General features: G+C 61.1%; 27 protein-coding genes. 18 read left to right on the top strand and 9 right to left on the bottom strand.

Going from position 1 to position 26,490, the window contains the following annotated elements:
- Positions 1-4 precede the first annotated feature (4 nt).
- The 12 genes from MRS74_RS10060 to yjgA all read left to right on the top strand — a co-directional run bounded on the left by MRS74_RS10060 (position 5) and on the right by yjgA (position 9,131).
- A complete protein-coding gene (locus tag MRS74_RS10060; RefSeq protein WP_254580153.1) occupies positions 5-979 on the top strand; it encodes a KpsF/GutQ family sugar-phosphate isomerase in 975 nt (324 codons plus the stop codon).
- Entirely contained in the window at positions 979-1,530 is a 552-nt protein-coding gene (locus MRS74_RS10055; protein ID WP_254580152.1) for a KdsC family phosphatase, read from the top strand. Before MRS74_RS10060 ends, MRS74_RS10055 begins: the two co-directional genes overlap by 1 nt.
- A 3-nt stretch (positions 1,531-1,533) precedes the next feature.
- The gene (lptC, locus tag MRS74_RS10050; RefSeq protein ID WP_254580151.1) at positions 1,534-2,112 is read left to right on the top strand and encodes an LPS export ABC transporter periplasmic protein LptC; all 579 of its coding nucleotides are present in this window, start codon (positions 1,534-1,536) and stop codon (positions 2,110-2,112) included.
- Positions 2,099-2,605, top strand: a complete 507-nt coding sequence (gene lptA, locus MRS74_RS10045) for a lipopolysaccharide transport periplasmic protein LptA (protein WP_254580150.1) — start codon at positions 2,099-2,101, stop codon at positions 2,603-2,605. The genes lptC and lptA overlap by 14 nt, the downstream gene beginning before the upstream one ends.
- Entirely contained in the window at positions 2,602-3,330 is a 729-nt protein-coding gene (lptB, locus tag MRS74_RS10040) for an LPS export ABC transporter ATP-binding protein (RefSeq protein ID WP_254580149.1), read from the top strand. Before lptA ends, lptB begins: the two co-directional genes overlap by 4 nt.
- Before the next feature lie 153 nt (positions 3,331-3,483).
- On the top strand, positions 3,484-5,004 hold the full coding sequence (locus MRS74_RS10035) for an RNA polymerase factor sigma-54 (RefSeq protein WP_254580148.1): 1,521 nt from the start codon (positions 3,484-3,486) through the stop codon (positions 5,002-5,004).
- A 50-nt stretch (positions 5,005-5,054) separates the two neighbouring features.
- A complete protein-coding gene (gene hpf / locus MRS74_RS10030) occupies positions 5,055-5,345 on the top strand; it encodes a ribosome hibernation promoting factor (protein ID WP_254580147.1) in 291 nt (96 codons plus the stop codon).
- A gap of 18 nt (positions 5,346-5,363) precedes the next feature.
- Positions 5,364-5,822, top strand: a complete 459-nt coding sequence (ptsN, locus tag MRS74_RS10025) for a PTS IIA-like nitrogen regulatory protein PtsN (protein ID WP_067379348.1) — start codon at positions 5,364-5,366, stop codon at positions 5,820-5,822.
- A gap of 67 nt (positions 5,823-5,889) precedes the next feature.
- Complete coding sequence (gene rapZ / locus MRS74_RS10020) at positions 5,890-6,750, top strand: RNase adapter RapZ (protein ID WP_254580146.1); 861 nt, start codon at positions 5,890-5,892, stop codon at positions 6,748-6,750.
- 42 nt (positions 6,751-6,792) lie between these two features.
- Positions 6,793-7,062 carry an HPr family phosphocarrier protein gene (locus tag MRS74_RS10015; protein WP_067379345.1) on the top strand — a complete coding sequence of 90 codons (270 nt, stop codon included), beginning with the start codon at positions 6,793-6,795 and terminating at the stop codon, positions 7,060-7,062.
- A gap of 174 nt (positions 7,063-7,236) precedes the next feature.
- Positions 7,237-8,586: a magnesium transporter gene (gene mgtE / locus MRS74_RS10010; RefSeq protein ID WP_254580145.1), complete on the top strand. Its 1,350-nt coding sequence runs from the start codon at positions 7,237-7,239 to the stop codon at positions 8,584-8,586.
- 11 nt (positions 8,587-8,597) lie between these two features.
- Complete coding sequence (gene yjgA, locus MRS74_RS10005; protein ID WP_254580144.1) at positions 8,598-9,131, top strand: ribosome biogenesis factor YjgA; 534 nt, start codon at positions 8,598-8,600, stop codon at positions 9,129-9,131.
- An 85-nt stretch (positions 9,132-9,216) separates the two neighbouring features.
- Here the strand turns inward: yjgA and MRS74_RS10000 are convergent, their stop codons facing one another.
- The 7 genes from MRS74_RS10000 to MRS74_RS09970 form a co-directional block, all read right to left on the bottom strand.
- Positions 9,217-10,050: a carbon-nitrogen hydrolase family protein gene (locus MRS74_RS10000; RefSeq protein ID WP_254580143.1), complete on the bottom strand. Its 834-nt coding sequence runs from the start codon at positions 10,048-10,050 to the stop codon at positions 9,217-9,219.
- A gap of 81 nt (positions 10,051-10,131) precedes the next feature.
- Entirely contained in the window at positions 10,132-13,974 is a 3,843-nt protein-coding gene (locus MRS74_RS09995; RefSeq protein ID WP_254580142.1) for a YhdP family protein, read from the bottom strand.
- Between the two features lie 12 nt (positions 13,975-13,986).
- Complete coding sequence (gene rng / locus MRS74_RS09990) at positions 13,987-15,456, bottom strand: ribonuclease G (protein WP_254580141.1); 1,470 nt, start codon at positions 15,454-15,456, stop codon at positions 13,987-13,989.
- Positions 15,457-15,589: 133 nt separating this feature from the next.
- Positions 15,590-16,174, bottom strand: a complete 585-nt coding sequence (locus MRS74_RS09985; protein ID WP_254580140.1) for a Maf family protein — start codon at positions 16,172-16,174, stop codon at positions 15,590-15,592.
- 65 nt (positions 16,175-16,239) lie between these two features.
- Positions 16,240-16,728 (bottom strand): rod shape-determining protein MreD, encoded by a 489-nt coding sequence (mreD, locus tag MRS74_RS09980; protein WP_254580139.1) that lies wholly within the window; start codon positions 16,726-16,728, stop codon positions 16,240-16,242.
- Positions 16,721-17,536, bottom strand: a complete 816-nt coding sequence (gene mreC, locus MRS74_RS09975) for a rod shape-determining protein MreC (RefSeq protein WP_368671261.1) — start codon at positions 17,534-17,536, stop codon at positions 16,721-16,723. The genes mreD and mreC overlap by 8 nt, the downstream gene beginning before the upstream one ends.
- A 113-nt stretch (positions 17,537-17,649) precedes the next feature.
- On the bottom strand, positions 17,650-18,687 hold the full coding sequence (locus MRS74_RS09970) for a rod shape-determining protein (RefSeq protein WP_020683090.1): 1,038 nt from the start codon (positions 18,685-18,687) through the stop codon (positions 17,650-17,652).
- 165 nt (positions 18,688-18,852) lie between these two features.
- On the opposite strand from MRS74_RS09970, the gene gatC reads away from it, so the two are divergent.
- The 4 genes from gatC (at position 18,853) to MRS74_RS09950 (ending at position 22,843) form a co-directional block, all read left to right on the top strand.
- On the top strand, positions 18,853-19,140 hold the full coding sequence (gene gatC, locus MRS74_RS09965) for an Asp-tRNA(Asn)/Glu-tRNA(Gln) amidotransferase subunit GatC (RefSeq protein ID WP_254580137.1): 288 nt from the start codon (positions 18,853-18,855) through the stop codon (positions 19,138-19,140).
- Between the two features lie 40 nt (positions 19,141-19,180).
- Positions 19,181-20,638 carry an Asp-tRNA(Asn)/Glu-tRNA(Gln) amidotransferase subunit GatA gene (gene gatA / locus MRS74_RS09960; RefSeq protein WP_254580136.1) on the top strand — a complete coding sequence of 486 codons (1,458 nt, stop codon included), beginning with the start codon at positions 19,181-19,183 and terminating at the stop codon, positions 20,636-20,638.
- Between the two features lie 6 nt (positions 20,639-20,644).
- Positions 20,645-22,099 carry an Asp-tRNA(Asn)/Glu-tRNA(Gln) amidotransferase subunit GatB gene (gene gatB / locus MRS74_RS09955; RefSeq protein WP_254580135.1) on the top strand — a complete coding sequence of 485 codons (1,455 nt, stop codon included), beginning with the start codon at positions 20,645-20,647 and terminating at the stop codon, positions 22,097-22,099.
- A gap of 240 nt (positions 22,100-22,339) precedes the next feature.
- Complete coding sequence (locus MRS74_RS09950) at positions 22,340-22,843, top strand: DNA-deoxyinosine glycosylase (protein ID WP_254580134.1); 504 nt, start codon at positions 22,340-22,342, stop codon at positions 22,841-22,843.
- 87 nt (positions 22,844-22,930) lie between these two features.
- Here MRS74_RS09950 and MRS74_RS09945 read toward each other — a convergent pair whose 3' ends face one another.
- Positions 22,931-23,494, bottom strand: coding sequence for a PhnA domain-containing protein (locus tag MRS74_RS09945; RefSeq protein WP_254580133.1), 564 nt, complete (start codon positions 23,492-23,494; stop codon positions 22,931-22,933).
- An 89-nt stretch (positions 23,495-23,583) separates the two neighbouring features.
- A complete protein-coding gene (gene gntR / locus MRS74_RS09940; RefSeq protein ID WP_254580132.1) occupies positions 23,584-24,618 on the bottom strand; it encodes an HTH-type transcriptional regulator GntR in 1,035 nt (344 codons plus the stop codon).
- Positions 24,619-24,823: 205 nt separating this feature from the next.
- On the opposite strand from gntR, the gene MRS74_RS09935 reads away from it, so the two are divergent.
- Both MRS74_RS09935 and MRS74_RS09930 read left to right on the top strand, forming a co-directional pair.
- Positions 24,824-25,315 carry a gluconokinase gene (locus tag MRS74_RS09935; RefSeq protein WP_254580131.1) on the top strand — a complete coding sequence of 164 codons (492 nt, stop codon included), beginning with the start codon at positions 24,824-24,826 and terminating at the stop codon, positions 25,313-25,315.
- Between the two features lie 80 nt (positions 25,316-25,395).
- The gene (locus tag MRS74_RS09930) at positions 25,396-26,436 is read left to right on the top strand and encodes a TRAP transporter substrate-binding protein (protein ID WP_254580130.1); all 1,041 of its coding nucleotides are present in this window, start codon (positions 25,396-25,398) and stop codon (positions 26,434-26,436) included.
- Positions 26,437-26,490 lie beyond the last annotated feature (54 nt).

Genomic DNA, 26,490 nt, shown 5'->3' with positions numbered 1-26,490 from the left:
TTCGATGAGCGAACCCTTCGACTATCTCAGCACCGCACGTCGCACCATCGAGCTGGAGCGTGACGCTGTATCCGACCTGCTTAATCACCTGAACGGCGACTTCACCCGCGCCTGCGACCTGATGCTTGCCTGTGAGGGCCGCGTGATCGTGACCGGCATGGGCAAGTCCGGCCATATCGGCAACAAGATAGCCGCAACCCTCGCCAGCACTGGCACCCCGGCGTTCTTCGTACACCCGGGTGAAGCCAGCCACGGCGATATGGGCATGATTACCGGCAAGGATGTAGTCATCGCGCTGTCCAACTCCGGCGAAACCGCTGAAGTCGTGACCATTTTGCCACTGATCAAGCGCATGAATGCCCCCCTGATCAGCATCACGGCCAACCCGAACTCCACCATGGCCCAGGCCTCGGATGCCAGCCTGCACATCGGCGTCGAGCGCGAAGCCTGCCCGCTGGGCCTGGCGCCGACGTCCAGCACCACGGCCCAGCTGGTGATGGGGGATGCCCTGGCCATCGCCCTGCTGGAAGCCCGCGGTTTCAGTGCCGAAGACTTTGCCTTTTCCCACCCCGGCGGCAGCCTGGGCCGCCGCCTGCTGCTCAAGGTCAGCGACCTGATGCACACCGGCGATGACATCCCCTGCGTCAGCAGCGATACCTCGATTAATCAGGCGCTACTGGAAGTAACCCGCAAGCGCCTGGGCATGACCGCGGTGACCGACAGTAACGGCGCCCTCTGTGGCCTGTTTACCGATGGCGACCTGCGCCGTACCCTGGACCACGACATCGATTTGAAGAACACCCCCATCAGCGCGGTCATGACACCGGACTGCACCACTGTCGCCGCCGGCATCCTGGCCGCCGAGGCGCTGCAGGTGATGCAGTCACGCCAGATCAATGCCCTGCTGGTCGTGGACGAGCACCGTCGCCCTGTCGGCGCCCTGAACATGCATGACATGCTGAAAGCCGGAGTCATCTGATGAGTTTTTCCAGCACATCCGCGCCCCTGTCCGGCGAATTGGTCGAGCGCCTGCGCAAGGTTACCCTGGCGGTGTTTGATGTCGATGGCGTCCTCACCGATGGCCATCTTAACTTCCTGCCCGATGGCACCGAAGTGAAAAGCTTCAATACCCTGGACGGCCTGGGCATCAAGCTGCTGCAGCAGGCCGGCATCGAAACCGCCATCATTACCGGGCGCCGCTCACCCCAGGTGGAAATGCGGGCCAAGGCGCTGGGCATTACCCACCTGCTGCAGGGGCGCGAAGACAAGCTCGTCGCACTCAAGGAAATCTGGGCCCGGACAGCGCACGACAGCGACACCACCGCCTATATCGGCGATGACTGGCCAGACCTTGGCGCCATTCGCGCCGTCGCCTTTGGTGCCACTGTCCCCAACGGCCATCCGCTGATGCTGGAACATGCACACTGGTGCACCCAGCGGGCCGGCGGCGCCGGCGCCGGGCGCGAATTCTGCGAACAGATACTCAGCGCCCGCGGCCAGCTCGAGTCCCTTGTCAGCGAGTACCTCTAGATCATGCTGAGCAGCCGGACGCGCCTTATCCTCGCCACCGCCCTGCTGGCGCCGATACTGCTGTACTGGGGGGCCGATCGCGCCCCCACCGAGGCATCAGCGCCCGAGCTAACGCCCGGTGGCACCGATACGGACTACTATCTGCGCGATGCCACCATTCGCCAGTTCGACACCAGCGGGCAGCTGCACCAGGAGCTCAGATCACCGCAACTCGAGCACTACCCGCAGCCCGGCGAACTGCGAGCCCGGACGCCGGACATAGTGCTGTTTCGCAACGATGCCCGGGACGAGGTGCTGATCAGCGCCCAGCAGGGCCGGATGCAGGACAGTGACGAGCAGGTCAGACTCAACGGTGCCGTGCGCGTACAGAGCAACAGTGGCAAAGGCGCCAGCAGCACACCGCTGCGACTGGAAACCGAGGCGCTGACGCTGATGCCATCCGAGCAATTTATCGAAACAGACACCGCCGTCACGCTGTTCAGCCAGGGGGGTGAAACCCGGGCCAATGGCATGAAGGCTTACCTGAATAGCCGCCAAGTCGAGCTACTGTCCGATGTCGAGGGACGCTATGAAACCAAATAATACCCGTCTCTGGCTGGCAGCCCTGCTGTCCCTGAGCATTTCCGGCACCAGCCTGGCCCTGCCGACCGATCGCAACCAGCCGATCCATGTCAGCGCCGACACTGCCACCATCGATGACAACACCGGTATCACCACCTATAGCGGCAATGTCGAGATCGCTCAGGGCTCGCTGAAAATCAACGCCCGCAATGTCGACCTGCACCGCAGCGAATCCGGCGTCAACCGCATTCTGGCCACCGGTGATGTCAAGTTTGAGCAGCAGGCGGCCAAAGACAAGCCGGTGACCAATGCCTATGGCGAACGCATGGACTACCAGGTCAATCGCCAGGAAATCACCATCACCGGCAAGGCCCGGGTGGTGCAGCAGAAAGACACCTTTACCGGGCAGAAGATCGTCTACAACCTCGACAAATCGCTGGTCAACGCCTTCAGCGGCGAAGGCGGCCAGGGCCGTGTGCAGATGGTCATCCAGCCCAAAGGGGCGGCTCAATGACCAGCACACTGGAAGCCCGCCAACTGGCCAAAAGCTACAAGGGACGGGCCGTTGTACGGGATGTTTCGCTGAGCCTGAAAAGCGGCCAGATCACGGGACTGCTGGGACCCAACGGGGCCGGCAAGACCACCTGCTTTTACATGATTGTCGGGCTCGTCAACGCCGACAAGGGCCAGGTCCTGCTGAACGATCAGGACATCACCTCCCTGCCGATGCACGGACGAGCCCGCAAGGGACTGGGCTACCTGCCCCAGGAAGCGTCCATTTTTCGCAAGCTCAGCGTGCGTGACAACCTGATGGCCATCCTCGAGACCCGCCGCGACCTTGATCGGGCCGGCCGCGAAAAACGCCTTGAGCAGTTGCTGGAAGAGTTTCACATTGTGCACATCCGCGACAGCCTCGGCATGGCGCTGTCCGGCGGCGAGCGTCGCCGGGTCGAGATCGCCCGCTGCCTGGCTACCGAGCCGACCTTTATTCTGCTCGACGAGCCCTTTGCCGGGGTGGATCCGATTTCGGTCAACGATATCAAGAACACCATCCGTCACCTGCAGGCCAAGGGCATCGGCATCCTGATCACCGATCACAATGTGCGTGAAACCCTCGACATCTGCGAACATGCGTATATCGTCAGCGAAGGCGGCATTCTGGCCCAGGGCACACCGGCGGACATCATCGCCAACAAACAGGTCAAGGCGGCATACCTGGGCGAACAATTCAAACTTTAACGCCTGGCTGGGTAACCGATCTTTTCTTTGGCGCCACACGAATGCCGCGGCAGTGATTCTTCAGTCTGCCGGGCAGATAGACGACGCACGGCCCCGGTTAGGCATATAATGCACAGCAACTCGACCCACTCCCACAGATAACGCAGTCTTTCTATGAAGCAAGGGCTCCACCTAAAAATTGGTCAGCACCTGACCATGACGCCCCAATTGCAGCAGGCCATTCGCCTGCTTCAGTTGTCGACACTCGACCTCCAGCAGGAAATTCAGGAAGCGCTCGAAAACAATCCCATGCTCGAATCCTCCGACGAGGATCACGACGAAGCAGCCGATGCCGAATACAACGAGCACCAGAACTCCGAGGCGCCACAAAAGCCCAGCGAGAGCGAGGGCGAACGCGCCAGTGCGGAAAACTCCGACAGCGACGACAGCCCCCAGGCCGAAGACAACTGGAATGACGACATCCCCGAGGAGCTTGGCACCGACAGTTCCTGGGACGATACCTTCCAGAGCAGCCAGCCCAGCGGTCCTGCCCGCGATGACGACGGCACCATGGAGTCCAACGATACGGCCGAGGAAACGCTGCAGGATCACCTGGAGTGGCAGCTTAATCTGACCCCCATGAGTGATCTGGACCGCTTTATCGCCACCGGCATTGTCGATGGCATCGATGCCAACGGCTATCTGCGCATTTCCCTGGATGAGCTGCTGGAACACTTCAAGCAGGAAAACCCGGAAGACTTCGAAGACGTCGACTCCGACGATATCGAAACCGTACTGCACCGTATCCAGCAGTTCGACCCCGCCGGCGTCGGCGGCCGGGATCTGGGCGAATGCCTGGCCATTCAGCTGCGCCAGCTGCCGGAATCGACCCCCTGGCGCAAGGAAGCGATTCGTGTCGTCAGCGAGTTTATCCAGCTGCTCGGCAGCCGGGATTACAAACAGCTGCTGCGCCGTACCCGCCTGAAGGAACACCAGCTGCAGGACGTCATCCTGCTGATCCAGAGCCTGAATCCACAGCCCGGCGCCAGCATCACCGCCAGTACCGCCGAATACGTCATACCCGATGTCGTGGTCACCAAGGTCAAGGGCTTCTGGACAGTCGCGCTCAACCCCGACACAGCGCCGCGCCTGCGCATCAACACCCAGTACTCGGATCTGATCCGGCGCGCCGACAACAGCTCCGACAACACCTATCTGAAGAACCATCTGCAGGAGGCACGCTGGTTCATCAAGAGCCTGCAAAGCCGCAACGAAACCCTGCTGAAGGTGTCACGGGAGATCGTCACTCGCCAGGAGGGCTTTCTCGAGCAGGGCGAAGAAGCCATGCAGCCGCTGGTTCTGCACGACATCGCCGAAGCGGTCGAGATGCATGAGTCCACGATTTCCCGGGTAACAACCCAGAAGTACATGCATACGCCCCGGGGCATCTTCGAGCTGAAGTATTTTTTCTCCAGCCACGTCGGCACCAGCGACGGCGGCGCCGCCTCCTCTACCGCCATTCGGGCGCTGATAAAGCGCCTGGTGGCAGCCGAAAGTACCACCAAACCACTGAGCGACAGCAAGATCGCCCAGCTGCTTGACGAGCAGGGTTTTCAGGTCGCAAGGCGTACAGTGGCGAAATACCGTGAAGCAATGAATATTGCACCTTCTAATGAGCGCAAGCGTCTGGTTTAATTGAGATGCGAACAAGGCGATCTTTCGCCGCTGTTGACTAGGAGAAGACTATGCAGATCAACATCACAGGACATCACGTCGAACTCACCGATGCACTGCACGAGTATGTACATAGTAAATTCGGCAAGCTTGAGCGGCACTTTGATAACATCACCAACGTCCAGGTTACCCTGAGTGTAGAAAAGCTACGCCAGCAGGCCGAAGCCGATGTCCATCTTGCAGGAGGCAAGTTGTTTGCGACTCACGAACACCAGGACATGTACGCCGCCATCGATGGTCTGACCGACAAGCTTGACCGTCAAATCATCAAGCACAAAGAAAAAATCAAAAACCACAAATAACGGTATACAAATACGCCCATGTATCTGCATGAACTGCTGACCCCCGCCCTGACATTCTGCAACCTTGATGGGGGCAGCAAAAAACGTGTACTGGAAACAGCCAGTAACCTGATCGCCGAGCAGGCACAAGGGCTGGCCGCTGAAGAAATCTTCAGCGGCCTGATTGGCCGGGAACGGCTTGGCAGCACCGGTATTGGCAGCGGCATCGCCATTCCGCACTGCAGGCTTGAGAACGCCACCCAGGCCAGCGGCATGATGATCAAGCTCGCCGAACCCATTGACTTTGACGCCATCGACAACCAGCCGGTGGATCTGCTTTTTGTACTGCTGGTGCCCTCCGAGGCCAGCGATGAGCATTTGCAAACCCTGGCCATGCTGGCCGAACTCTTCAGCCGCGCAGAAGTACTGACGGCGCTTCGCGATACCACCTCTGACCAGCAGCTCTTTGATACTGCCCTGCGTCTGGCATCGCACTGAGTACAAATCCCATGTCACAGGCCTTGCAGGCATTACTTCCCACAGTATCCCGCCGGATGGCACCCGCATGAAGCTGGTGGTCATCAGTGGCCTGTCCGGCTCCGGCAAAAGCACCGCGCTGCAGGCACTGGAAGATGTCGATTTCTACTGTATCGACAACCTTCCCGCCCTGCTGCTGCCCAGCCTGATCGAGCAGATGCTAAAGGACCCGATGCCGCCGGAAAAACTGGCGGTCAGCATTGATGCCCGCAACCTGTTGAGCAACCTGCGCCAGCTTCCCAAGCTGCTCAAGAACATGCGCACCCGCTATAGCGAGGTCAATACCGAGGTCCTTTACCTGGATGCCTCGGACCCGACGCTGCTCAAACGCTACAGTGCCACGCGGCGCAAACACCCACTGTCCGGCGATAACACCGGTCTGCAGCAGGCGATTGAAAACGAGCGGTTACTGCTCGAACCCATTGCCAACATGGCTGACCTGCGCATCGACACCACCCGCCTCAAGCTGTATGACCTGCGGGACAGCATCAAGCTGCGCGTGTCCCAGCGCACCGAGCAGCAGCTCTCGATTCAGTTCGAATCCTTTGGCTTCAAGCACGGCGTGCCGCTGGATGTCGATTTCACCTTCGACGTGCGGGTGCTGCCCAACCCCTTCTGGATTCCGGAACTGCGCGGCTTTACCGGCCTTGATGACCCCGTCATCCGCTTTCTCGAACAGGCACCGGAAGTGGCGGAAATGACCGGCGACATCCGCGACTTCATCGCTAAATGGCTACCCCGCTTCAAGAGCAACAACCGCAGCTATATCACCGTCGGCATCGGCTGTACCGGCGGGCAGCACCGCTCGGTCTTTATCGCAGAGCAACTCGCTGGTCATTTCCGGCGGTCTGTGGATAATGTGCATGTCCGTCATCGCGAACTGAATTAACCGCGGGACAAATGGATATATTGATCGAGGACTAGCCCCGGCATGATCGAAAAGCACGTCACAATTATAAATAAGCTCGGGCTCCATGCCCGTGCTGCCGCCAAGCTCATCAGCACCACCGGGAAATTTTCCAGCCAGATCCGCATCAACAAGGATGGCCGCGAAGTCGACGGAAAAAGCATCATGTCCGTCATGATGCTCGCCGCCAGCAAGGGCACCGAACTACTGATTCGCGCCGAGGGAGAAGACGAACAGGCTGCCATTGATGCCGTCACCGCCCTCATCGATGACTATTTTGGCGAAGGCGAATAAAAAACCTGTTTTTGCACCCCGCCCGACGCCCGCCTCCGCTGATACCCGCCCCCTGATTCCGGTATACTGTGCCCCCCGGACCGGCCTAAAGGCCCGAGCCGTCCAGCACGGCACCCGGGGCAAAGCCAGTTGAGTTTCCCTTCCCGACCAGCCCCTGGACAGCGCAAGGATGTCATGAGCAGCAAAGAGCCTCTCTCCCCAATTGAACGACTGAACGCCGCCATGGACAGCGGTGAACTGCGTCAGGTGCGCTATACGCTGAATAACAGCATGCGCCCGGTGGAGATCGCCCATCTGCTGGACAAGTCCCCGCCCAAAGAGCGCCAGCTGCTCTGGGGCCTGGTCAACAAGGACCTGGAAGGTGATGTGCTGCAGCACCTGGGCTATGACGTCCAGGCCGAAATCCTCAGCCGCATGGAAACCCGGGAAGTCCTGGAAATCACTGAAGGCCTGGATATTGACGACATGGCCGACCTGCTGCAGCAGCTGCCGGAGCGCATCATGCGCGAACTGCTGCAGACCATGGATATTCAAAACCGTGCCCGGGTCGAGCAGGTGCTGTCCTACGACGAGGACACCGCCGGCGGGCTGATGAACACCGACACCGTGACGATCCGGCCGGACATCACGGTTGAAACGGCGCTGCGCTATATTCGCCGCCACAAGGAAATACCGGACATGACCGACAGTCTGTTCGTGGTCAGCCGCAGAGACGCCTACATCGGCATCCTGCCCCTGACCAAACTGCTGGTGTCGGATCCCGACATGCTGGTGCGCGAAATCATGAGCACCGACATTGAGCCCATTGAAGCCACCATGACGGACAGCGAAGTCGCCCAGCTGTTCGAGCAGCACGACCTGGTTTCCGCGCCGGTAATAGACGAAGACGGCAAACTGCTCGGCCGTATTACCATCGATGACGTGGTCGACGTTATCCGTGAAGATGCCGACCACTCCCTGATGAGCATGGCGGGTCTGGGGGAAGACGCCGACACCTTTGCACCGCTGCTGCGAACGACGCGCAACCGCGCCATCTGGCTGGGTATCAACCTGCTCACCGCTTTTATCGCCTCGGCCGTGATCGGCGTGTTTGAAGCGACCATCGAGAAAGTCGTTGCACTGGCCGTGCTGATGCCGATCGTCGCCTCCATGGGCGGTATCGCCGGCAGCCAGACGCTGACGCTGGTGATTCGCGGCCAGGCGCTGGGCCACGTGGAGCGAAGCAACATCGGCTGGCTGCTGAATCGCGAGCTGGTCGCCGGCGCCCTCAACGGCCTGCTCTGGGCCGCCGTGGTCGCCGCTGTCGCCATTATCTGGTTTCAGGATATCTATATCGGTGGCATTATCGCCGCCGCCATCGTTATCAACCTGATTGCCGGCGCTCTTGCCGGCACTCTGCTGCCCATCGGCCTCAAGGCCGCCGGCATAGACCCGGCCCTGGCCGGCAGCGTTCTGCTCACCACCATTACCGATGTTGTAGGCTTCTTCGCCTTCCTCGGACTGGCTACCTACTTTTACAGCTAAAGAACCGACCTATGACCAACGAAGAAGATTTTGATCACATAGACCCCACCGACCAGGACGAAGAGTGGGTCAGTAAAAGCCAGGCCAAACGCGACATGCACGCGCTGCAGGAACTGGGCAAGAAGCTGGTCGCGCTGAACAAGGATCAGCTGGCCAAGGTCCCGATGGACGAGACCCTGCGCGAAGCGGTGGACGAATGCCGCCGGCTGAAAAAGGGCGAGGCCATTCGCCGCCAGCTGCAATACATCGGCCGCCTGATGCGCCTCGCCGATACCGATGGTATCAGCCAGACGATGGATAGCTTCGAGGCTGGCAAGCAGGCCCACGACGCCCACTTCCATCGCCTGGAGCGCTGGCGCGACCGCCTGATCAACGGTACGCCCGACGATCTGACCGACTATGTGGCCGCCTTTCCCCACGCCGATATTCAGCATCTGCGCCAGCTGATACGCAATGCACAGCGCGAGGCCCAGCAGCAGAAGCCGCCGGCCAGCTCCCGCAAGCTGTTCAAGTACCTGCGCGAACTGGCTGAAGAACCCAGCTGAATCGGACCAGGCCTCGCCGGGAGCGCAGACAAAAAAGCCGGAGTTGCACTGTGCAGCTCCGGCTTTTTACTGTGCAGCTCAGGCGTTATCCGATAAGCGCCCTGCGGCGATGCTCGCTCACCGGCATGCGCTGGCGCAGGCGTTGCAGCTCATCCAGATTGATCTCGGCACTGCACCAGCCCTCGCCCAGGGACAGTGAGGCGCTCACCGCCCCCCAGGGATCGACAATCATGGAATGCCCCCAGGTTTCACGCCCCCCGCCATGCTGGCCCCCCTGATTGGCCCCCAGCACATAACACTGGAACTCCACCGCCCGGGCCCGCAACAGCAACTCCCAGTGCGCAGCGCCAGTGACGGCCGTAAAGGCCGAGGGCACGCTGATCAACTCGGCGCCAGCATCGCGCAAACGCTGGTAATGATCAGCAAAGCGCAGGTCGTAACAGATACTCAGCCCCAGGCGCCCACAGGGCGTGTCTACAAGCACTATCTCACTGCCAGGCTCGATATAGGCGGATTCGCGATAACTCTGCTGGGCATCCGCCACATCGACATCAAACAGGTGCCGCTTGTCGTAACGCGCCCGCTGCTGACCCTGATCATCAAATACGAGACTGGCGGAACGCACCCGCCCATCGGCCACCTCGCCGCCATCCTTGCGCCGCATGAGCGGCACAGAACCCGCGACCAGCCAGACACCGGCATCCCTGGCCAAAGCACTGAGGCGGTGCTGCAGCTCGCCCTGACCCTGGGCACAGGCAAGGGCTCGCAAGCCGGATGAGTCGAACAGGGCGAAATTTTCCGGCAGCAGCACCAGACGAGCGCCTTCGGCGGCGGCCGCACGCACCAGCCGCTCGGCGGCGCTGAGATTAGCCTCAAAATCGGGCCCCGACACCATCTGTACTAGAGCGCAGCGCGACATCTTCACCTCCAGTTTGAAACTTGATTTACCGCTGATCTGTCGAGCGGCAGACCCCAACGCTCAGCCCCCCAAGGGCCCCTGCTAAGGCGACCCTGATCGCATGACCGACACCTCGGGATCATTCCAGTCACCGGACACGCGGTAGCGAATCGTGGTCACCTTTTCCAGCTTGTCACCAATGAGCTTGTCGATCAGGAACATTGCGCCGGCCACCTGGGGTGCCCCCAGCAGCACCGCCGCCAGCGGTATATTGCTGGTCAGCGGCAGGGTCACTTCCATTTCCTGCTCCACAGTTTCACTCAGCAGATTCAGGCTGCCGGTCATGGTCATGTCGGCGGAAGGGCCCTGCAGGCGCAGCGGCTCAAGGGTTCTGGCCAGGCCACGTTCAAAGCGATAACGCCCCGACAGGCTGTCGTAGGCCAGGCCGCTTTTCAGCAAGTCGGAAAAATCCAGCTTGAAGCGCCGCGCCAGGCTGTTGAGGTTCAGAATACCGAAAATGCGCAATATATTGCTGGCACCCCCGCTTTCGATGATGCGCCCGTCCTCAAGCCTGAAGGCCAGCTCGCCCTGCGCCTGGGCCAGCGATATATCCCAGGGCCGGCTTAGCCAGCCTAGCTGCAGATAGGCATCGGTCGCGTCGGACCTGAGCACCCGCCCGCTGCCCCAGACCTCGAGCAGGGCACCGATATCCCCCCCCTGCAGCTTGAGGGTCAGCTCCGTACTGATAGCCGGCAGCTCGCGCCAGCTACCCTCACCGCGAACATCCAGCCCGCCGATACGCCCTTCAATCGCCTCAATCGCCAGACGTCCGCTTTGCGGGCGCAGCGCAAACTGCCAGCGCCCGAGATTCCGCGCTCCCAGGCTCAGGCTACTGATGCTGACATCCACCGCCGGCATGCCACTGAGGTCAATCGGTTCCGGGGCGGACCCCGCTTGCCCGGCTGCTGACTGAGCCACAGTGGAGCTGGACTCGGGCTCAGGCAGGTTCAGCGCCTTGACCTGCAGTCGATAGGGCTGCCCTGACTGCGCCGGCCAGTCCAGGGTGGCATCCATTTGCGTACTCTGCACATACAACTGCCAGGGCGCCGTGCCCAGGTGCACACTGGCCTGGCTAAATGGCATGCCGCGCACATCCAGCTGACCGACCTGCACATCCACCGCCCGCAGCGCCAGAGTCTCATCGGCGACATCTGCAGCCGAACTCGCCGCCTCGCCAGCCAGGTCACCCAGCCAGCCCTGCGACTGCAGGAAGGCCTCCAGCTGATCGGTGTTCAGAGACTCGACACGCCCATCAACCCAGAGTCCGGCCGACAACGGCAGCTCGGGCCGGGCGCCGCCGAATGTCACCCGACCACGGCCCAGCAGCGGCGGCGCTAACCCGAACACGGCCCGCAGACGCTCGTCGTAGTTCAGCCGTACCGCCCCCTCATTCAGCTCCAGCACCACCGACAGGGCACGCGGCTCTGCTGCCGGCTTGCCGAGAAAGCCGGGCCAGGGCACCGCAACGCCGGCAAGGTCACTGCCAATCACCAGCCGATTGCAGTCGTCGGCACCGCTGCACAGCTCAAGGCGGGCGTTATAGGCCGCTTTACCGGTGAGATCCTGCAGAATATTCAGCTCGCTCCACTGGGCTAGCTGCGTCATGGGCAGCTCACCGGCCAGGCTGACACGGGTACGCCAGGGCTCGGTGCCTGCGGTGCTGATCTGGGCCCGCACTGGCTGGCCGAGCATTTTGCCATCGAGCCGTTCAGTGCGCAGACCCTTCTCTGTGCTGTAGTGCAGATCGCCGTGCAGGTCGGAAAATGACAGACGCAGCGACTCGGACGCAAGGGTGCCATTAGCCAGACGCGTCGCAACCCCGACACTGGGCAGCAGCTTGCCATTGAGCGGGATTTTAAGTCGCAGCGCAGTATCTGCAGATCCCTTGAGCTTCCACTGTGCCAGCGCGTCCCCCACCAGCGGGCGCAGCGGCGACTCCATCAGCAGGCGATGAATATCGGCGGCATCCCCCGCAAGCAGCCCGTCTATCTGCAGAGGCGCATCCGGCCCCTGCAGATAGACGCGGGCGCGCTCAACCCGGGAGTCCATCAGCTGTCCCTGCTCCACCTCCACCAGCAGTGCCCCGTCACGCAGCATGACAAAAACCTTGCCGTCCTTTACCGCCGGCCAGCCGGGCTGATAGGTCATATCGGCCTGCTCCACATCGAAGAACATCTGCACCGTGGGCGCCACGCCCCCGCCCAGCCGCCGGGTTCCGCCGTGCAGCAGAAACCCGCCCTGCTGCACCCTGCCCCCCTGAATGGCACCGGCCAGCCAGTCATACAGGCTGCGTCCGACCTCATCCGGCGGCACATAGTTTGCCGTTTGCAGGGCGTCGCTGTCGGTCATGCCGATCATAAGGGTCAGCTCGGTCTGCTCCTCATGCACATAGGGCAGGCGCATGCTGAACCGCCCCGCCGCCGATACCGAGGCGTTGGTCAGGTGCAGCAGTTCGCTGCCGATCACCACTGCATCCGGCTCCAGCGACCAGCGCACTATGCCGTCGGCCTTGTCATACGCCCAGCCACGGTCGTAGAGATCGGGAAAAAACAGCTCAAAATCAGTCGTGTCCAGGTGAATACGGCCGCCGCTCAGGTTCGCATCCAGACGGCCGCTGACACCACTGACACGGGGCGCGCCCCAGGCCGCCTCGCTCGACAGACGATCGAGATCCGCCTGCAATTCGAAGGCGCTCCAGTCGTCATTTTCAGGCCAGTTGGCGCGAAAACGGGTCAGCACACCGGTAGGCGCCAGCGGCAGCAACGCGTCCTTCAGCCCCTGGGGCAGGAAGGGCTGCTGCTGCAGCCAGTGCGCCAGCGGGGCCAGATCAATGCCTGAGCCGGCAATCTGGCCGGGCTTGAGCTGTCCGTCCTGCCAAAGCGCCTCCAGCAGCAACTGTGGCACGGCAAGCCCGGCGCCGGCACTGTTCAGCCTCAGCTCGTTGAGCTGCAGCTGGTAACGATCACCGCTGCGCAGGAGCGCAAAACCGGTACGGGCGTCACTGATATCCGGCAGATCAGGGGATGCAGCGGAGAACTCCGCCACCGCGACAGATCCCTGCAGACGCTCCAGTCGACCCTCGGAGAAATGGCCCCAAAACTCAGTGCTGGCACGCAGGCTGTCGATCTGAAACGGCAACAGCTCCAGGTTCAGCAGATCCGGGCCCAGCTCATCCAGCGACAGGTAAAAATCATAGGGTGCGTGCAGCAGGTTATCGCCGGCCCCGCGGGTTTCGATGGCAAAACGTACGGCTCCCTTGTCGCCCGCCGCCGGCAGCACCAGAGAGCCACCCAACTGGTGCTCGCGACTGCTGTTCTGCAGCAGCAGTTCGGGGGCGCGCAACACGCGGGGATCTCCTGCTTCTGGCAGCAGGGTGAGCTCCAGATCGGAAAGGGTGACATTGGGCTGAATCATGGCCAGCCCCAGTATGCGGTTCCAGGCGTCGGCCTTGAAACCACTGCCGCCGTCACCTTCGCCGGGGCGATGCATCCAGCGACCGTCGCGCTCGCGCCAGGTCAGCTGCAAACCGCTCAGCTGTGCCTGACGGAAGACTGGAGTGAAATTGAAAAGTGAGGCAGGAAGGTCGAGTTCAACACTGAGATGGTCAAACCGGGCACGCACTTCGGGGCCTGAATCGGTATCGGCAAAAAAACGCACACCAGTCACCGACAGCTGTGGCCAGCGGCCGCTCCAGTGTGCATCAATGCGTTCGATATCCAGCGGCACGCCGAGCTGCTCACTGAGCAGCACGGTCAGTTCCTCGCGATATTCACTCACCGCCGGCAGAAACTGGCGCAGCAGCGTTACCAGCAGGGCGATCAGCAACAGCAGGCCGGCACAGAACCAGCCCAGCCTACCCAGCACAAGCCCCAGCCTGATGTTCACGCCGCGCTCCGCTTAGCGCAGCACGACATCGAACTGCTCTGGACTGTAGAGCGTTTCGACCTGAAAACGAATGGTTTTGCCGATAAAGGCTTCAAGCTCCGCCAGATGCTCGGATGCATCGTCCAGCAGATAATCCACCACCGACTGGGCCCCGAGTACCAGATAGGAGTCGGTATCATAGGCACGGTGCTGGCGCAGGATTTCACGGAAAATGTCGTAGCAGACGGTTTCCGGCGTTTTTATCATGCCGCGTCCCTGACACTGGGAGCAGGCATCACACAGCACCTGTTCGAGACTCTCCCGTGTGCGCTTGCGGGTCATTTCCACCAGACCCAGCTCCGAGACGCCGGTGACCTTGCACTTGGCGTGGTCCTTTTCCAGCACCCGCTCCAGCGTACGCAGCACCTGGCGCTGATGATCGGAATCTTCCATATCGATAAAGTCGATAATGATGATGCCGCCCAGATTACGCAGCCGCAGCTGACGCCCGATGGCGGTAGCCGCCTCCAGGTTGGTCTTGAAGATGGTCTCTTCCAGATTGCGGTGGCCGACAAAGGCACCGGTGTTGATATCCACCGTGGTCATGGCTTCGGTCTGATCAAAAATCAGATAACCACCGGACTTGAGCTCGACCTTGCGACCCAGACCCCGCTTGATTTCCTCTTCCACATTGAACAGGTCGAAGATCGGCCGCTCACCGGGATAGTACTCCAGCTTATCCCGGATTTCCGGCACCAGCGCCTGCACGAATTCCTGCGCCTTCTGGTAGGTTTCGCGCGAATCAATCCGAATGCGCTCGACACCGGCGTGGGCCATGTCCCGCAGCGCACGCATGTTCAGCGGCAGGTCTTCGTAGACGATTTCCGGCAGGCCGGCCCCCTCGATCTTGCTCTGTATGGCCTTCCACAAGCGATACAGGAACAGCAGGTCGGCGCGCAGCTCGGTTTCGTTGGCCCCCTCGGCCACTGTACGCAAAATGAAGCCGCCACGACTTTCCTCACCGGCCTCTTCGGCCAGCGACTCAATCAGGCTGCGCAGACGATCGCGCTCTTCATTGTCCTCGATACGCTGAGACACGCCTATGTGCTCATTGCCCGGCATATACACCAGGTAACGGGACGGAATGGACAGATGGGTCGTCAGGCGCGCTCCCTTGGTGCCGATCGGGTCCTTGGTCACCTGCACCAGCAGCCCCTGCCCCTCACGCAGTACCTGGGCGATGGAGGTATTGCTGCGTTCCTCCGCCGTGGCGGATTGGCCCAGTACTTCCTCGACATGAATAAAGGCCGCACGCTCAAGTCCGATATCGACAAAGGCCGCCTGCATGCCTGGCAGCACGCGTACCACCTTGCCGTTATAGATGTTACCCACAAGACCGCGACGCTTGGCCCGCTCAATGTAGATTTCCTGCGGGACACCGTTCTCGATCACCGCTACGCGGGTCTCCATTGGCGTAAAGTTGATCAGAATTTCTTCGCCCATCGCTTACCGCCTGCTCCTTCGACTCTCAGTTAAGCTGACCGTGAAACCGATCTCCAGATCCGTTTACCGCCCGGTCGGGCCCCATGACCCTTGTCGCGCACAGCTAGCCTCACCTGCGCAAGCATATTCTGTATTATTCAGCACTGTACCAGAGCGGCACGCCAAACTGCGTCAGCAACTGTGCGGTTTCCGCCAGCGGCAAACCCACCACCGACGAATAACTGCCGTTGATGGCCGTCACGAAAACAGCGCCCAGCCCCTGAATGGCATAGGCACCCGCCTTGTCCAGCGGCTCGCCACTGGCCCAGTAACGCCTACACTGCGCCTCGTCCAGCACCCGAAACTCCACTTCGGTGGTCACAACCCGCGCCTCGGCCCGGTGCTCATCCACCAGCGCAACACCGGTCATGACCTGGTGGCGCCGGCCCGACAGCAACAGCAGCATGCGCACCGCATCCTCTTCATCGCCGGGCTTGCCCAGTATCTCATCGCCGCAGACCACTGCAGTATCGGATCCCAGCGCCGGGCACCGGGCGCCACCCTGCTCAAAACCGGCCTGCGCCTTTTCAAGTGCCAGCCGGCGCACATAGCTTTGCGGCGCTTCCCCCGGCAATAGCTGCTCGGGCAGATGGGGCGCACAGACCTCAAAGGCGACGCCGATCTGTGTCAGCAGCTCGCTGCGCCGCGGCGATGCGGAGGCCAGAATCAGGCTTGTCATGGTGCTATTGAATTCCCTTGAGTGGCGCCGCCAGGCAGGATTGAAGCGCCCGGACGAGCCTGCCGTCAGGTTACCCGGAAGGTACGCCGAATGCTACGCAGCAGTACAAAGACGCAGGGCCAGAGCGCCGCACTCACCAGGGACGGCAGCATGAACATCAGGCTGTCCCGGGTGTTGCCGGCAATGGATTGCATCCAGTGAAAGGTCAGTTGGTTGATACCCACCAGCACCAGCACCATCATGGCCTGCTTCCATAATGGAAACATGCGCAGGCGCTGGTGAATCAGCAGGGTCAGAAAGGCGATCAGGGTCAGCGCCAGGGCATTGAGCCCCAGGGCGCTGCCCTTGAGCAGATCCAGCGTCAGGCCAAGCATCCAGGCGGTGCCTATGCTCACCCGATGCGGCAATGCCAGTACCCAGTAGATCAGGATCATGGGCACCCACTCCGGGCGCACCCACTCGAACTGCACCGGCAACGGCAGCTGACTCAGGGTCAGCCCCACGAGGAAGGTTCCGACGATAATCAGAAAACCGCCAGGACGCACCTCACTCATCAATCACCCCGGCCGCCGGGGGTTCCTGTGGAACCTCTCTGGGCCCGCGCACCAGCAACAGGTGCCTGCTCTTGTCCAGGCGCGCCGTGGGCTTTGCCGTTACCAGCGAGAAGGGTCGACCCGGATCGCGAATAACGCCTGTCACTACCGCAACCGGATACCCCCGCGGGAAACGCCCACCCAGGCCCGAACTGATCAGCAGATCGCCCTCGCGCACATCGGCGGTATCGGGCACATGCTCAAGTTCGATCTCATCGTAGACACCCTTGCCCAGCGCAATGGCGCGCAGGCCGTTGCGATTGATTTCCACCGGAATGGCATGGCGGGCATCGGTAATCATCATGACGCGGCTGGTATAGTGACTGGCTTCGACCACCTGACCGATCACGCCACCGGCATCCAGTACGGCCTGCCCAATGTAGGCACGATCTTCGACACCCCGGTTGATGATGACCTGATGCAGGAAGGGGTCGGGGTTGACGCCGATCAGCTCGGCCAGCATGACCTCGTCCTTGACTCTTTCCTTGCCATCGAGCAGTTCACGCAGGCGCAGATTCTCGGCCGTCAGGGCCGCGATCTGCTGCACCTTGCGCTCCAGCAGCAAGGCCTCTGACTTGAGGCGCTCGTTTTCCTTCAGCAGGGTGGTGCGATCCACCAGCACGCCGGACAGATCGTCCGCCACCCGTCCGGGCACGTCGACCAGCCATTGCAGGGGCGTGATAAGCAGAGACAGATAGCCACGCGTATCGCGCATTTTTGACCAGTTGAGGTCGGCGATGATGAGCAGCAAGGCCATCAGCACCAGCACAACAAAGAGGGCACGGGGCGACCCGCCCCTGAAGATCAGCTTAATGGGACACCTCTCGGCGGCTGCCGCAGCGTCCCGGCCGGGTTGAAAAGACTGAGCAGAGCATCAAACCACTATTCGTAGGAGAGTAACTCGAAAGCACGATTGTCGAGCATTTCCAGCGCCTTGCCACCACCACGGGCAACACAGGTCAGCGGATCCTCGGCAATGATCACAGGCAGGCCAGACTCTTCGCTGATCAGGCGGTCGATGTTACGCAGCAGCGCGCCACCACCGGTGATCACGATACCGAATTCGGCAATATCAGCCGCCAGCTCCGGCGGGCACTGCTCCAGCGCGCTTTTCACCGCCTGCACGATCGCCGCCAGGGGCTCCTGCAGCGCTTCGAGAATCTCGTTGCTGTTGAGAGTGAAGCGACGCGGAATGCCCTCGGCCAGATTGCGGCCACGCACGTCAATTTCGAGCACTTCGGAGGTCGGGTAGGCTGTACCCACTTCCTGCTTGATGCGCTCCGCCGTGGCATCCCCGATGAGGGATCCGTAGTTGCGACGCACATAGGTCACGATGGCCTCGTCGAAACGGTCACCACCAACCCGCACGGATTCGGCATAGACGATACCGTTGAGCGAAATGACGGCGATCTCAGTGGTACCACCACCGATATCCACCACCATGGAGCCGCGCGCTTCGTCCACCGGCAGGCCGGCGCCTATGGCTGCGGCCATGGGTTCTTCGATCAGGTACACCTCGCGGGCACCGGCGCCCAGCGCCGATTCCTTGATGGCGCGACGCTCAACCTGGGTTGACTTGCAGGGCACACACACCAGCACACGAGGGCTGGGCGTCAGGAAGTTGCCTTCATGTACCTTGGCGATAAAATACTGCAGCATTTTTTCGGTGACGTGGAAGTCGGCAATAACGCCGTCTTTCATCGGACGAATGGCGGTGATGTTACCGGGAGTTTTCCCCAGCATGCGCTTGGCATCCATCCCCACTGCGGCGACTGACTTGTGATTACCGTTATGTCTAATGGCAACAACAGAAGGTTCGTTCAGCACTATATCTTTATCACGAACATAAATAAGCGTGTTCGCCGTGCCCAGGTCTATGGACAGATCGCTGGAAAAAAGACCTCGGATTTTCTTGAACATGGGGATGGGATACCTAAACAGATGCCGCGCGACGCGCTGATTCTGAAAACACGTAACTCTAGCAATGGCAGGGATTTAGAGCAAGGAACAAATATGTTAACTTAGCCGTCTTCCCAAGCACCGCCGAGTGCCGAAAACCTTAAAAAAATCATTGAGAATTGCAACATGGCTCTAGAGCGTTCCGACGTGGAAAAAATCGCCCACCTGGCGCGGCTGCAAATCCGTGAAGATGAAGTCCCGGGCTACACCCAGACGCTGTCCGATATCCTTGCGCTGGTCGATCAGCTGCAGGCCACTGACACCACCGATGTGGAGCCCATGGCCCACCCGCTGGATGCCGTGCAGCGCCTGCGCGCCGACGTTGTCAGCGAAACCAACCAGCGCGAGCAGCTGCAAAGCGTGGCGCCGGCGGTGGAGAACGGCCTGTTCCTGGTCCCCAGGGTTATCGAGTAAATACCGCCACGTTCCGAATTTGTGAAGGATACCCAACCCCATGTTTGACAAGACACTGGCCGAACTGGCCGGCGGACTGGCCGCAGGCGACTTCAGCAGCCTTGAGCTGACCGAATCCTGCCTGAGCCGCATCAAGTCCCAGGATGCCGCCTACAACAGCTTTATTACCGTCACCGAAGAACTGGCCCTGGGCCAGGCCCGGGCGGCGGACAGCCTGCGCGCCGCCGGCAAGGCCGGCATGTTCACCGGCCTGCCGCTGGCCCACAAGGACATCTTCTGCACCCAGGGCGTTCGCACCAGCTGCGCCTCACGCATGCTCGACAACTTCATCGCTCCCTATGACGCCACCCTGGTGCGCAAGTTCAATGAAGCCGGTGCCGTCACCCTGGGCAAGACCAACATGGACGAATTCGCCATGGGCTCGTCCAATGAATCGAGCTTCTATGGCCCCTCGCGCAATCCCTGGGACACCGACCGCGTACCCGGTGGCTCGTCCGGCGGCTCGGCCGCAGCCATCGCCGCTCGCCTGGTACCGGCCGCCACCGGCACCGACACCGGCGGCTCCATCCGCCAGCCCGCGGCCCTGTGCGGCATTACCGGTCTCAAGCCTACCTATGGCCGGGTGTCGCGCTACGGCATGATTGCCTTTGCCTCGTCGCTGGACCAGGCCGGCCCCATGGCCCGCACCGCCGAAGATGCCGCCCTGATGCTCAAGGTCATGGCCGGCTTCGATCCCATGGACTCTACATGCGTCGAACAGGATGTACCTGATTACAGCGCCAGCCTGAACGACAGCCTCGAAGGCCTGCGCATCGGCCTGCCAAAGGAGTACTTCGCCGACAACCTGAACCCGGCTATCGCCGAACAGGTACAGAACGCGGTGCGTGAATTTGAAAAACTCGGCGCCACCGTAAAGGAAATCAGCCTGCCCAATACGGCGCTGGCGGTACCGGCCTACTACATCATCGCCCCGGCCGAAGCCTCCACCAACCTGTCCCGCTTTGATGGCGTACGCTACGGCTATCGCTGCGACAACCCCGTCGATCTGGAAGATCTGTACAAGCGCAGCCGTGGCGAAGGCTTTGGCGACGAGGTCAAGCGCCGCATCATGGTGGGCACCTATGCCCTGTCCGCCGGCTACTACGATGCCTACTACCGCAAGGCGCAGCAGGCACGCCGCCTGATTCAGCAGGACTTTATCCAGGCACTGTCCGAGGTCGATGTCATCATGGGCCCGACCACGCCGCAACCGGCCTTTCGCATCGGCGAGAAGACCTCGGATCCGGTACAGATGTACATGGAAGACATCTACACCCTGGCACTGAACCTGGCGGGCCTGCCCGGCATGTCCGTACCCTGTGGCCAGGTCCAGGGACTGCCGGTAGGCCTGCAGATTATCGGCAACTACTTTGCCGAAGCGAAATTACTCAATGTCGCGCACCGCTTCCAGCAGGCGACCGACTGGCACACACAGGCACCTGCGAGCATCAAGGGGTAAAGCACGATGGAATGGGAAACAGTAATCGGGCTGGAAATTCACGTTCAGCTCGCCACCAAGACCAAAATCTTTTCCGGCTCCAGTACCGCCTTCGGTGCCGAGCCCAACACCCAGGCCAGCGCCGTCGACCTGGCGCTGCCGGGGACACTGCCTGTCTTCAATGAAAATGCCCTGCGCATGGCGGTGATGTTCGGCCTGGCCATCGACGCCGAGATCGGCAAACGCTCGGTGTTCGAGCGCAAGAACTATTTCTATCCCGACCTGCCCAAGGGCTACCAGACCACCCAGCTGGCGGAACCCGTCGTGGGCCGCGGCCATGTGGATATCGAACTGGCCGATGGCCGCACCCAGCGGGTACGCATTCACCATGCGCACCTGGAAGAAGACGCCGGCAAGTCGCTGCATGAAGACTTCCACGGCATGACCGGCATCGACCTGAACCGTGCCGGCACGCCCCTGATCGAAATCGTCACCGAGCCGGACATGCGCACTGCCGAGCAAGCCGTGGCCTTTGCCCGCAAGCTGCACTCGCTGGTGACCTCCCTGGGCATCTGCGACGGCAACATGGCCGAAGGCTCGCTGCGCTTCGACGTCAACGTATCGGTACGCCCCAAAGGCACCGAGACGCTGGGCACCCGCACCGAGACCAAGAACCTCAACTCCTTCCGCTTTATGGAAGAAGCCATTGAGCTCGAAGTCGAACGTCAGATCGAAGTGATTGAAGGCGGCGGCGAAATCCGCCAGGAAACCCGCCTGTACAACGGCGACACCAAGGTGGCCCGCGCCATGCGCAGCAAGGAAGAAGCCAACGACTACCGCTACTTCCCCTGCCCGGATCTGCTGCCCATCGTTATCGACGATGCCTATATCGAAGCCGTGCGCGCCTCCCTGCCGATTCTGCCGGCACAGTGGAAAGCCACCTTCATCGAACAGTACGGCCTGTCGGACTACGACGCCAGCGTACTGTCGTCCAACAATGTCCAGGCCGCCTACTTTGATCAGGTCGCCAGGCGCTGCGGTGACGGCAAGCTGGCCGCCAACTGGGTCATGGGCGAGCTGGCCCGGCTCCTGAACCAGCACGACACCGATATCAAGGCGTCGCCGGTCAGTGCCGAACAGCTCGGTGGCCTGCTGGAGCGCATCAAGGACGATACCATCTCCGGCAATATCGCCAAGAAGGTGTTCGAAGCCATGTGGCTTGATGGCGGCACGGCCGACGAAATCATCGAGGCCAAGGGCCTGAAACAGGTGACCGACAGCGGTGCCATCGAAGGCATCGTCGATCAGGTGATCGCCAGCAGCGACAAGCAGGTGGAACAGTACAAGGCAGCCGAGCCCGACAAGCGCGGCAAGATGCTGGGCTTCTTTATGGGCCAGGTGATGAAAGCCAGCGGCGGCAAGGCCAATCCCGGCGCCGTGACCGGCATTCTGAAGCAGAAACTCGACGCGCTCTGCGACTGAGGCGTGAAGCCTAAGGGGTTACCTCCCCGGAATACTCCGGGGAGGTAACCTGGACGTAGGAGCTGCGCCCCGCAGCGAACGATTTGGCACCGTGCCCATCCCGTTCGCACCGGGGACGTACCCTTTGGGTGCAGCGCTCCTGCGCTCTCAGGGAGCACCCGTCACGCGCCTCTCCCCCCTGACGACCTTTCCCGATCCCACCGGCCTCACCACCCTGACAGCGCTCCAGGAGCAGCCGCCATGAGCCACATCCAAAGCTTCGACTGCGTCGCCGCACCCGACGCCCGGATCCTGATCCTGGGCTCGATCCCCGGTGTGAAATCACTGCAGGAGGTGCAATATTACGCGCACCCGCGCAACAGCTTCTGGCCGATCATGGCTCAGCTGCTGGATTTCGCCCCGGCCCTACCCTACGCCGAACGCCTGGACCATTTGAAACGGGCAGGCATTGCCCTCTGGGACGTGGTGCACCGCTGCCACCGCCCCGGAAGCCTGGACCAGAACATCGCGGGCGACAGCGTCGAGGCCAATGATTTCGCAACGTTCTTTCGGGAACACCCGCAGGTACGGGCCGTATTCTTCAACGGCGGCACCGCCGAGACCCTGTTCAAGCGCCACGTGATCCGTGGCGGCACCCCGCTGCCCGCTACTCTCAGGATGAACCGCCTGCCCTCGACGAGCCCGGCCAACGCCGGACTGCGCCTGGAGCAGAAGCTTGAACACTGGCGGGTGATTCTAAAGTGACAGGTCAGGCTTTCTTGAGATAGGCCGCCACCAGCACCATCTGCACACCGTTGACCTTGCCTGCAATATGCCTGGGTTGATTGGCCGTCAGGCTTTCTTCAGGTAAGCCGCCACCAGCACAATCTGCACACCGTTGACCTTGCCCTCTATGTGTTTGGGATTGGACGTCAGGCGAATATCCCGCACCGCGGTACCGCGCTTGGCGGTAAAGCCTGCACCCTTTACATCCAGATCCTTGATCAGCGTCACCGAATCGCCTTCCTGCAGGCGGGTGCCGTTGCTGTCCAGGGTCGGCTCACTGTCGTCATCCTCTTCGGGGATCGCCGCCTGCGCCCAGGCTTCAAGCTCGGGATCCAGATACAGCATGTCCAGCAGATCCTGGGCCCAGGGCTCAACGGACAGCCGCTTGAGCTGGCGCCAGGCCAGCACCTGCACCGCGGGCACCTGGCTCCACATGCTCTCGCCCAGACAGCGCCAGTGGTGCACATCCTGCGGCTCATCAATCTGGCTGCTGCAGGTTTCGCAGAGCACCGCCTGGTTATCGGCGCCACTGGGCGCATGGGAAACTTCGCAGGCCGTCAGCGCCTGGTCACTGCCGCACAGCTCGCATTTTCCGCCGCTGCGCTCCAAAAGTTGCTGATCAATAGTCATGTTTTTTGTCCGGGTATAAAAATTTCCGGCGCACTATAACACGGGAAACCGCAGGGCGTTACGCCCGGCTTCTCAAGCTGCATACAATCTCAGGCACTGTCCCGTGCCTGCAGCCGAAAACCAAGATCCACCACCGACGGCTGCAAGACTTCACCGGCAAGACGGCGCATCAGCATCTGGGCGGCGGTTTTGCCGATATCGTACAGCGGTGTCTGGATGGAGGTCAGTGACGGATTGATACAGGCCGACCCCTCCAGGTCATTGAAGCCGGCGATCGCCAGCTGCTGCGGGATGCGGATATGGCGGCGCTGGCATTCGTAAATGGCGCCATAGGCCAGGTCATCGTTACAGCAGAAAACGGCATCCAGATCCGGATTGACGACCAGCAGATCCGCCAGCAGCTGCCCCCCCAGGCGTACCGTCGACGGCTCCGATGTCGTCATGAAGCGCTTGTCATCCGCCAGCCCTGCCTCCACCAGCACATCGATAAAGCCCTGAATGCGGCGCTGGGAGCGATAATCCATCTGGGCGCCGATCACGCCGATACGCCGGTAACCGCGCTTGAGCATGTAGCGCGCCATGGCAGCGCCGGCTTCGCTGTGGGAGATGCCGACATTCATGTCCAGCGGCGCCGAGGTGCCGACTTCCATGATCTGCACCAGCGGAATGGCGGCGGCTTCCAGCTGACGCCGCGTGCTGTCGGCCATATCCAGCCCGGTGACTATCATGCCATCGGGATGGTGGGTGAGAAACTTGGAAATCAGGCTGGATTCCTGCTGCACCGAGTAATAGGTATTACCCATCAGCATTTCATAACCGGCCGGGGCGCAGATGTCATAGATACCCCGGATGACGTTATTGAACACGGCATTGGACACCGACGGAATTACCACAGCAATGGTGTGGCTGCGGCTACCGGCCAGGGATCGTGCGGCCCGGTTAGGGATATAACCCAGCGCTGCGACGGCCTGCTCCACCCGTTCGCGCACCTGTTCGGAGACCCGCTGCGGCTCGTTCAGTGCCCGCGACACCGTCATGGCGCTGACGCCCGACATGCGGGCCACGTCATTGAGGGTAACGCGCCCCTTGCTGCGGCTGCCGGGCTGGCCTTGCCTGGTCGTCATCTTGATCGCTCCTGCACGAAACATGGCGCCATTCTAACAGCATTCTTTCGGCGACAATACGGCCCCATGTTAGCGCTAAAATAATTATTGACCTCTGAAAATGACTCCTATAGTCTTAAACACCTAGACAGGTTCCGCTTCATGGCGGTTTTTTTAAGCTGCGGAATGTTAGCGCTAAACTCACTACCGAATTGAATATAACAATATGAATCTAGTCATCATGGGTGTGTGCGGTTGCGGCAAAAGCACCATCGGCAAACTGCTGGCCGATGCACTGGATGCGCGCTTTATCGAAGGCGACAGCTTCCACTCACCAGACAGCGTGCAGCGCATGTCCGCCGGCATTCCCCTCACCGACGCCGATCGCGGCCCCTGGCTGGAGCGGCTGCGCGATGAGCTGAGCGCCACCCATGCTCAGGGCAGCCAGGCCGTGCTGTCCTGCTCGGCGCTGAAGCAAAGCTACCGCCAGACGCTGGCCGCCAGTGGCCCGCTGATCTTTGTCTACCTGCAGGCGGAGCGCGGTGAAATCGAGCGGCGCATGGCGCTGCGCCAGAATCATTTTATGGTGGCCACCCTGGTGGACAGCCAGTTCGAAACCCTGGAAGAACCCGGCGCCGATGAAGCCTGTGTTCGCGTCTCTGTGCTGCAGAGCGTGCCGCAGATCGTGCAGGAAATTCTCGCAAAATTACCCCGATAATCCCCCAGAGCCCGCCATCGACTAACCTTGTCCGGGTCGATGGACGGACTTGTAATCTGAAAACCACTGATAGGTGAAGCATGAAAATAACAACACCCCTGCTAACGTCTTCCAAGCGCCTGCTGACCGGCGCCATCATTAGCGCCGGCCTGCTGCTGGGCACTGCCCAGGCAGCTGACTTCAACTGGACCTTCCAGACATCGGAAAACACCGGTGAGCCGCAGTTTGAAATAAAGAAAAAGTGGGCCGACAACGTCAAGACCATGTCCAGCGGACGTATCGAGATCGAAATCCTGCCGGTCAATGCCGTGGTTCAGGCCAACCAGACCCTGGACGCCGTCAGTTCCGGCATTCTGCAGGGTCACCTGACCGATCCGAGCTATTTCTCCGGCCGTGATCCAGCCTTCGGCATGCTCGGTAACCTGGTCGGTGCCTGGGGTGATCCGCTGGAATTCCTCGAATACATGAAATACAACGGTGGCGAAGAACTCTATAACGAACTGGTCGAGCCCTATGGCGTGCACCTGATTGGCGCTGCGGCCACTGGCCTGGAAGCCTTTGTCTCCAAGAAACCCATCCGTACCGTGGCCGACATGAAGGGCCTGAAACTGCGTGCACCTGAGGGCATGGTCTACAACATCTTCGAAAAAGCCGGCGCTACGCCTGTGAACCTGCCGGGGTCCGAGGTCTATACCGCGCTGGAGAAAGGCGTAATCGATGCCGCCGACTACACCGTATTTTCCACCAACCACGACCAGGGCCTGCACAGCTTCGCCAAGTACCCCAACTACCCGGGCTTCCATTCCCTGCCGATGGTATCGGTATCGCTGAACAAGGAAATCTGGGATGGCCTGCCGGCGGATCTGCAAGCCATTCTGAAAACCTCGGTCGACTCCATGGCCTACGAAATGGTCGCCAAGCTGAAAGCCCGCGATCTGGTCGCGGTGAAAAAGGCCCGTGAAGATGCCTCCATCACCATTATCGACATGGCCCCGGAAGAACGGGCCAAGTTCCGCAATATCGCCAAGGACGAGTGGAAAGTCTGGGCCGAGAAAAGCGCGCTGAACCAGAAAATCTATGACTCTGTGGTCGCCTTCCTGTCCGATCGCAACCTGATGTAAACCGGCGGGCCGCAAGGAGGCTGTCCGAGAATGCTGGCCGTAGCGAGAGACGGC

The organism is Marinobacterium sedimentorum, from assembly GCF_024267675.1.
GTDB lineage: Bacteria > Pseudomonadota > Gammaproteobacteria > Pseudomonadales > Balneatricaceae > Marinobacterium_A > Marinobacterium_A sedimentorum.
The sequence above is the reverse complement of the archived record's forward strand: the minus strand, read 5'-3'. Positions and strand labels throughout refer to the sequence as shown.

Bases quoted from the DNA above. Each gene is read 5' to 3' on its own strand.
- MRS74_RS10060 (WP_254580153.1), top strand. From the start codon at position 5: ATGAGCGAACCCTTCGACTATCTCAGCACCGCACGTCGCACCATCGAG.
- MRS74_RS10055 (WP_254580152.1), top strand. From the start codon at position 979: ATGAGTTTTTCCAGCACATCCGCGCCCCTGTCCGGCGAATTGGTCGAG.
- lptC (WP_254580151.1), top strand. From the start codon at position 1,534: ATGCTGAGCAGCCGGACGCGCCTTATCCTCGCCACCGCCCTGCTGGCG.
- lptA (WP_254580150.1), top strand. From the start codon at position 2,099: ATGAAACCAAATAATACCCGTCTCTGGCTGGCAGCCCTGCTGTCCCTG.
- lptB (WP_254580149.1), top strand. From the start codon at position 2,602: ATGACCAGCACACTGGAAGCCCGCCAACTGGCCAAAAGCTACAAGGGA.
- MRS74_RS10035 (WP_254580148.1), top strand. From the start codon at position 3,484: ATGAAGCAAGGGCTCCACCTAAAAATTGGTCAGCACCTGACCATGACG.
- hpf (WP_254580147.1), top strand. From the start codon at position 5,055: ATGCAGATCAACATCACAGGACATCACGTCGAACTCACCGATGCACTG.
- ptsN (WP_067379348.1), top strand. From the start codon at position 5,364: ATGTATCTGCATGAACTGCTGACCCCCGCCCTGACATTCTGCAACCTT.
- rapZ (WP_254580146.1), top strand. From the start codon at position 5,890: ATGAAGCTGGTGGTCATCAGTGGCCTGTCCGGCTCCGGCAAAAGCACC.
- MRS74_RS10015 (WP_067379345.1), top strand. From the start codon at position 6,793: ATGATCGAAAAGCACGTCACAATTATAAATAAGCTCGGGCTCCATGCC.
- mgtE (WP_254580145.1), top strand. From the start codon at position 7,237: ATGAGCAGCAAAGAGCCTCTCTCCCCAATTGAACGACTGAACGCCGCC.
- yjgA (WP_254580144.1), top strand. From the start codon at position 8,598: ATGACCAACGAAGAAGATTTTGATCACATAGACCCCACCGACCAGGAC.
- MRS74_RS10000 (WP_254580143.1), bottom strand. From the start codon at position 10,050: ATGTCGCGCTGCGCTCTAGTACAGATGGTGTCGGGGCCCGATTTTGAG.
- rng (WP_254580141.1), bottom strand. From the start codon at position 15,456: ATGGGCGAAGAAATTCTGATCAACTTTACGCCAATGGAGACCCGCGTA.
- MRS74_RS09985 (WP_254580140.1), bottom strand. From the start codon at position 16,174: ATGACAAGCCTGATTCTGGCCTCCGCATCGCCGCGGCGCAGCGAGCTG.
- mreD (WP_254580139.1), bottom strand. From the start codon at position 16,728: ATGAGTGAGGTGCGTCCTGGCGGTTTTCTGATTATCGTCGGAACCTTC.
- MRS74_RS09970 (WP_020683090.1), bottom strand. From the start codon at position 18,687: ATGTTCAAGAAAATCCGAGGTCTTTTTTCCAGCGATCTGTCCATAGAC.
- gatC (WP_254580137.1), top strand. From the start codon at position 18,853: ATGGCTCTAGAGCGTTCCGACGTGGAAAAAATCGCCCACCTGGCGCGG.
- gatA (WP_254580136.1), top strand. From the start codon at position 19,181: ATGTTTGACAAGACACTGGCCGAACTGGCCGGCGGACTGGCCGCAGGC.
- gatB (WP_254580135.1), top strand. From the start codon at position 20,645: ATGGAATGGGAAACAGTAATCGGGCTGGAAATTCACGTTCAGCTCGCC.
- MRS74_RS09950 (WP_254580134.1), top strand. From the start codon at position 22,340: ATGAGCCACATCCAAAGCTTCGACTGCGTCGCCGCACCCGACGCCCGG.
- MRS74_RS09945 (WP_254580133.1), bottom strand. From the start codon at position 23,494: ATGACTATTGATCAGCAACTTTTGGAGCGCAGCGGCGGAAAATGCGAG.
- gntR (WP_254580132.1), bottom strand. From the start codon at position 24,618: ATGACGACCAGGCAAGGCCAGCCCGGCAGCCGCAGCAAGGGGCGCGTT.
- MRS74_RS09935 (WP_254580131.1), top strand. From the start codon at position 24,824: ATGAATCTAGTCATCATGGGTGTGTGCGGTTGCGGCAAAAGCACCATC.
- MRS74_RS09930 (WP_254580130.1), top strand. From the start codon at position 25,396: ATGAAAATAACAACACCCCTGCTAACGTCTTCCAAGCGCCTGCTGACC.